The sequence below is a fragment of the Holospora obtusa F1 genome (assembly GCF_000469665.2).
GTDB classification, from domain to species: Bacteria; Pseudomonadota; Alphaproteobacteria; order Holosporales; family Holosporaceae; genus Holospora; species Holospora obtusa.
In genome coordinates this window covers 1-5,155 of record NZ_AWTR02000021.1, presented here as the reverse complement: position 1 = coordinate 5,155, position 5,155 = coordinate 1, and the positions used below count along the sequence as shown (strand labels likewise).

Genomic DNA, 5,155 nt, shown 5'->3' with positions numbered 1-5,155 from the left:
TTAGAATTATTGAAAGTGAAAATCTCATTGAATCATTTTGCAATAAAACAAAAACTATTGTTAAAAGCCAATGTTTTAATGTTCAATGAACTTCAAATTTTGAAAGGTGCTACGTAAGATGAGAGAATAATATCAAAGGGAGGTTGATATTTTAATGATTTAAGTTTACGTTTGTGATTACAATATAAAAAAAATTAATAAAATATTTTTTTAAGTTCTTATAAATACTGATAATAATATGTTATTTTTGTATATTGTTTGATAATTCTGTTTGTAACCTTCACCATTGGTCCAATTATGTCTAAATTGTGTAAGCCTATGCTCGATTTTATAAGTTTTACAAATCGTATCAAAAGGATGGGTTTTGTTTTTAGGACGAAAATGCTCAGCTAAAAGCGCATAGGTAAATTGAGCTCCATTATTAGTCAGGATCTTAGTAATTTTAACGCAGTGAGCGAGTATTTTTTGTCCGATTTTAGCTAAAAGATTCCAAAGGGCTTTGGTTTTATAGCAAAAGCAGTCGAATTATGATAAATATCTTTTTCCGTCACTCGATCGAAAATTTTTTTGCTAAACTTAAGAAAATACCGCGCCATTGTCACAGGCCATGAAAAAACGTATTCAAACCTTTTTCCATACGCTCTTTTGGCTCCAACGGATAAAGCGGGTATGGGTGGCTTTAAAATCAAAAAAACTCTCTGGAAATATCACGTCAAGGAATTCTTCCACGGTAATGGTATAAAACAGCCTCAAAAAACATGAAATTGTTCTTGGCTGTCACGCCCACACACCCTGGTTTTCCAGGTAAACTCTCCTCTTTTATACGATCACACTAATCATCCCGCAATACATAACCTCTCATTCAACACACATTTCCTTTGAATTCTTATTAAATTTTCAAAAAATATCGAAAAAAATCAACTTAATTGAGGACGAAGCCTACAAGAAAACAAAAAAGAATACCTCTTAATTAAATTAACCTATTTTGATACTCTTTTTATAATCTATTTTGTGGATTGAAGAAGTCGTCTTTGTTCTTCAAAAATATATGTGAAAGTAAAACTTTTATGTTGTTCTTCTAATGTCAGAATGTGTATTTACTTTTTTTAAAAGAGATAAAATGTATTGAGTTAAACTTCTTATTTCCTGACGAGCAGTAATATGAGCTAAGGTTGTGAGTCCGTCTTTATCCATAACTGTTAATCCATACGAAAATAGCTCTCGAAATATACATCGATCTCCAATACTCGGCCCCAAATGAAACCCTATTCTAGGAGATAAACTTTTTAAAATTTTTTCTATATGTACTTGCGTACGAGAGATTTGATGATTTACTCTATTGCGCACAACAACCCACTCTAGATGCTCTTTACTTTGAGAAGCTTTTGCAACACGCTGTTCCCACACCATATTAGCGTAACTTCCAAAAGGAAGTGTAAGATGAGACTGATCTTGAATTTGACTAATGTTAACAAATAAATCTAAATCTAACGGACTTTCCGTGATAGGACTTACTAAAACTCTTGCTTTTTGATGCACGTATCGTCCTAACAATGTATCACTGCCTTGTGTATCGATAACCAAAAGGTCCACATGTTGATGCATCTCTAAACACGCATCCAATGCTTGTTTGGCCATATCTACAGTAGAATAAGTGCTTGGACAAAAACGAACAATTTCAGGAACCGGAAGAGATAAATTTTGTTGCTGACAATATTGCTTACGGTTTTCTATACTACGAAACAATGTTCCTTGATCTCCGTCTATATCAAAACATGCAACACTTAACTTTTCGTACATACACTGAAGCGCAAAATGTAAAGCAAGCGTAGATTTTCCTACCCCTCCTTTAGCATTTCCCCAAACAACGACAAGGGAGCTTTTTTTTGCATTCATTTAAGCCTCAAATGAGGAACCTCTTCGATAAATGATATACCAAATTCCTGACATCAGCAAACTAATCGTCAAGATAATCAGACTTCCAAGTGCGTTAATTTGCGGAGTATATCCAATTTTAAGATAAGAAAAAATAACTAGAGGTAGAGTTGTGTACCCTGGACCTGAAGTAAAGCTTGCTAAAACAACGTCATCAAATGAAAGAATAAACGCTAAAAGCCATCCAGAAGCTAACGCAGGCATTAATAACGGCAACTTAATCGCTAAAAATACCTTATAAGGACGAGCTCCCAAATCCATAGCTGCCTCACTAAGCGCTGGGTCAATGCTGACTATACGAGACCTCACAATAGCAGTTACGTAAGCAGTTCCCAAAGTTGTATGTGCCACGAATATACTCCAAAATCCTCTCGTCAACTGAGGAAAAATTTTCATAATTGCGACCCAAAATAATAATAATGACAGCCCCATAACAATTTCAGGAATCACCAAAGATAAGCTGGCCATCCAAACCAAATGAGAGTGCGCCCCTTTGTTTGCTCCTCCTTGACTGGCGCATAACGTTCCTAATATCGTCGCGAAAGTGGCAGAAATTGAAGCAATTTTTATGCTTACAACGAATCCTCTCATAAGCAAAGGATTTTGAAATAACAAGTGATACCATTTAAAGGACCACCCAGCCCAACTCATTGTGCTTAAACTATTAAAAGAATAAAGGAATGTAATAAAAATTGGAAGATACAAAAAAACAAACCCAAAATAAAAAACACATGTGAGTATCTTATTTTTCTTTAACACAATCATGAAAAAAATATTATCTTGATTTTTTTGTCATTGAAATAATAACGCTTCATACAATTTGCTCAAAGAAGTGACCTCGATGATTTTGATTATGCCATATTTTCTACAGGTGTAAAGTAAAGAACATGCATTCAGTTTATTGAGAAAATATTTGGCAGGATTTGAAAATGCATCACAGATCGTATCCAAAATGTTACGAAGTTTAAAGCCCCAAAGCTTACTAAAAATAGCCAGAAAGATCAAGGCATAAACAATAGTGCATTCAAACGCTGGTTTTGTTGATTTTTTTATATATCGTAAATTGAGAGTTTTCACCTAAAGATAGGAATGTTTTTTCATAGTGATTAAAGATTTCTGGTGTCGTAAGCGCACACCAAAGCTTAATTGATCCGTATACCATAGATTCCTTCTTGGAAACTACTTTAGTAGGTCTTGTCATTCGTCCTAAGTGATGTCTTGTATTACTATTATCTGCTCTATACAGTTCCTGATTTTTCAATACTATGGCGGTTTTTTGGTAGAACTTTAGAGAAAGCATCCCAATCATCAGTATAAAATGTGCAATTTTTCAGATGTTTGACTTTTTCGTAAAGTCGTCTGAACGTTTCAGCATCACGATTCCCTGTAACCTAGGAAATTCTTCTCCGTGCGCTATGATCAACGGCTTTGATAATCCAGAGTTTTCGATTTTTTTTTGGAAAAAATACCACATTTCATCAAATTTCATTGCTTGAATGTGACCTGAAACCTCAGATTTTTGTATTTTTTTCATCTCTGCCACCCCCCACTTTGTATATAATAGAAGCAGAATGTCCAAGAATTTTACCCATCATGTTAAAAGATGCCTTAGCTAAAGAGTATAAAATGACGCATAAAGCTTTTTTAACAGCCGTCTCCCTTTTTTCGCCTCTTGTCACCTTTAACAAAGTTATAACCACATTCCTTACACTTATAGCTCTGAACCTTGCGTACTATACCGTTCCTTATGCAGTTTTCGGAATTACAACTATATAGTCGTATTTTGACATAAATCTATCTAAACGTCAAAACTCTTGTTTTTAGAAAAAAAGTACCCAATAATCAATCTACTGCGTAAATGATCTTTGATACTTTAAAAAAATTTTTTTCTTTACGATCCAAAAAAGTTCTCTGCGCGTCTATTATTTATGTTCACGATTTTTGTAATAGATCTGCTGTGTAAGTAAGTGTTCAGTCCCAACAACATATGTTTTGGATTATGATTAAAGTTTGACGGATTTAGCTCAAAATCTTTAAGAATAAATATCAAAGGAAGTTTGATATTTCAATAATTTAAGTTTGCATTGATGATTATACTATAAAAAAAGCCATGAAATGATTTTTAAGTTCTTAAAAGTACTGATAATAATATATTTTTTTTTGTATATTGTTTAACGATTCTGTTTGTAACTTTTACCTTTCCATTGGTCCAAGGATGTTTTAAAGTGTGTAAGCCTATGCTGAATTTTATGAACTTTACAAATCGCATAAAAAGGATGATTTTTTAGACGAATATGCTTAATTACAGTAAAAACAATTGAATTATAATTCAAATATAGTATATATCTGTCTAAAAAGGTAGATGAGAGTGAGATTTAAGAGAAAAGGTCATAAATTTTATCAAAGCAGGTAACAGTAAAAAAAAGAATCGAGAATTTTTGGAATAAATAGCCCACTATAGAAAAAGAGTCTTTTATTCAATATATAACTAATCATCCAAATTTTAGATCAGCAGATAGTGCTCGTGAGTTTGGAATGAGTACCAGTGGAGCACGGTATTGGTTAAGGCGCGCAAGGCTTTATTTATAAAAAAATCTTCATCGATGTGGAAACACATAAAGAAAACTTAGATACACACCAAGAAGCGATACAATATATCAGTTAAAATATTGTATACATTGATGAAATCGGGATAGAGCTAACTATTTGAAAAGATAGAGGATGAGGCAAAAAAAAGTGAAAAACTTGTTGGTAAAAAGAGCGATAAATATTACGAAAGAACTCATATTGATTCGAATATGAAGTAGATCTAGTGTTTGATAAAAGAATTAAACACTAGACAAGTTGTGATCATGGATAATGCTTCCCTTATTCACCTGAGTTAAATTCAATCGAGAAATTTTGGGCAAATTATAAAGCAATGAATTAGGCAGAAAATTGAGTTCTGCCAGGGAGTATATCAATCAATTAATGCTTTTTTTATTATAATCCAACAGTTTTTGCTATATTATCGATACACATATGTATAAAGAGCGTCACTTAATTCTATATTTTTTCAACTATTCATATGTATAAAGAGCGTCTCTTAATTCTATATTTTTTTCAACTATTCTTCTTAGATAGGGGGACATAACCTATCATTAACATTTTTGTAACCATTGCTATCGATGTTTGACTTTCTTAAAAATTCTATTACAATCATCCATTATTTAAGCGATGC

At 32.7% G+C, this 5,155-nt stretch carries 5 protein-coding genes and 1 pseudogene; 1 reads left to right on the top strand and 5 read right to left on the bottom strand.

Features of this window, described 5'->3' with window-relative positions:
* Positions 1-117, top strand: a pseudogene (locus P618_RS09035) (IS701 family transposase); the annotation flags it as partial.
* A gap of 948 nt (positions 118-1,065) precedes the next feature.
* Here P618_RS09035 and P618_RS00825 read toward each other — a convergent pair.
* The 5 genes from P618_RS00825 to P618_RS09030 all read right to left on the bottom strand — a co-directional run bounded on the left by P618_RS00825 (position 1,066) and on the right by P618_RS09030 (position 3,717).
* Positions 1,066-1,896 carry a division plane positioning ATPase MipZ gene (locus P618_RS00825; protein ID WP_021827606.1) on the bottom strand — a complete coding sequence of 277 codons (831 nt, stop codon included), beginning with the start codon at positions 1,894-1,896 and terminating at the stop codon, positions 1,066-1,068.
* Positions 1,897-2,586 carry an ABC transporter permease gene (locus tag P618_RS00820; RefSeq protein ID WP_204365628.1) on the bottom strand — a complete coding sequence of 230 codons (690 nt, stop codon included), beginning with the start codon at positions 2,584-2,586 and terminating at the stop codon, positions 1,897-1,899. It lies immediately after the preceding gene.
* A gap of 373 nt (positions 2,587-2,959) precedes the next feature.
* Positions 2,960-3,244: a hypothetical protein gene (locus tag P618_RS07630; protein ID WP_021827604.1), complete on the bottom strand. Its 285-nt coding sequence runs from the start codon at positions 3,242-3,244 to the stop codon at positions 2,960-2,962.
* A gap of 21 nt (positions 3,245-3,265) precedes the next feature.
* Entirely contained in the window at positions 3,266-3,469 is a 204-nt protein-coding gene (locus tag P618_RS07625) for a hypothetical protein (RefSeq protein ID WP_021827603.1), read from the bottom strand.
* Between the two features lie 110 nt (positions 3,470-3,579).
* Positions 3,580-3,717, bottom strand: coding sequence for an IS1/IS1595 family N-terminal zinc-binding domain-containing protein (locus P618_RS09030; RefSeq protein ID WP_420805309.1), 138 nt, complete (start codon positions 3,715-3,717; stop codon positions 3,580-3,582).
* Positions 3,718-5,155 lie beyond the last annotated feature (1,438 nt).

Coding starts and splice junctions, on each gene's coding strand:
- P618_RS00825 (WP_021827606.1), bottom strand. CDS start 1,896: ATGAATGCAAAAAAAAGCTCCCTTGTCGTTGTTTGGGGAAATGCTAAA.
- P618_RS00820 (WP_204365628.1), bottom strand. CDS start 2,586: ATGAGTTGGGCTGGGTGGTCCTTTAAATGGTATCACTTGTTATTTCAA.
- P618_RS07630 (WP_021827604.1), bottom strand. CDS start 3,244: ATGATTGGGATGCTTTCTCTAAAGTTCTACCAAAAAACCGCCATAGTA.
- P618_RS07625 (WP_021827603.1), bottom strand. CDS start 3,469: ATGAAAAAAATACAAAAATCTGAGGTTTCAGGTCACATTCAAGCAATG.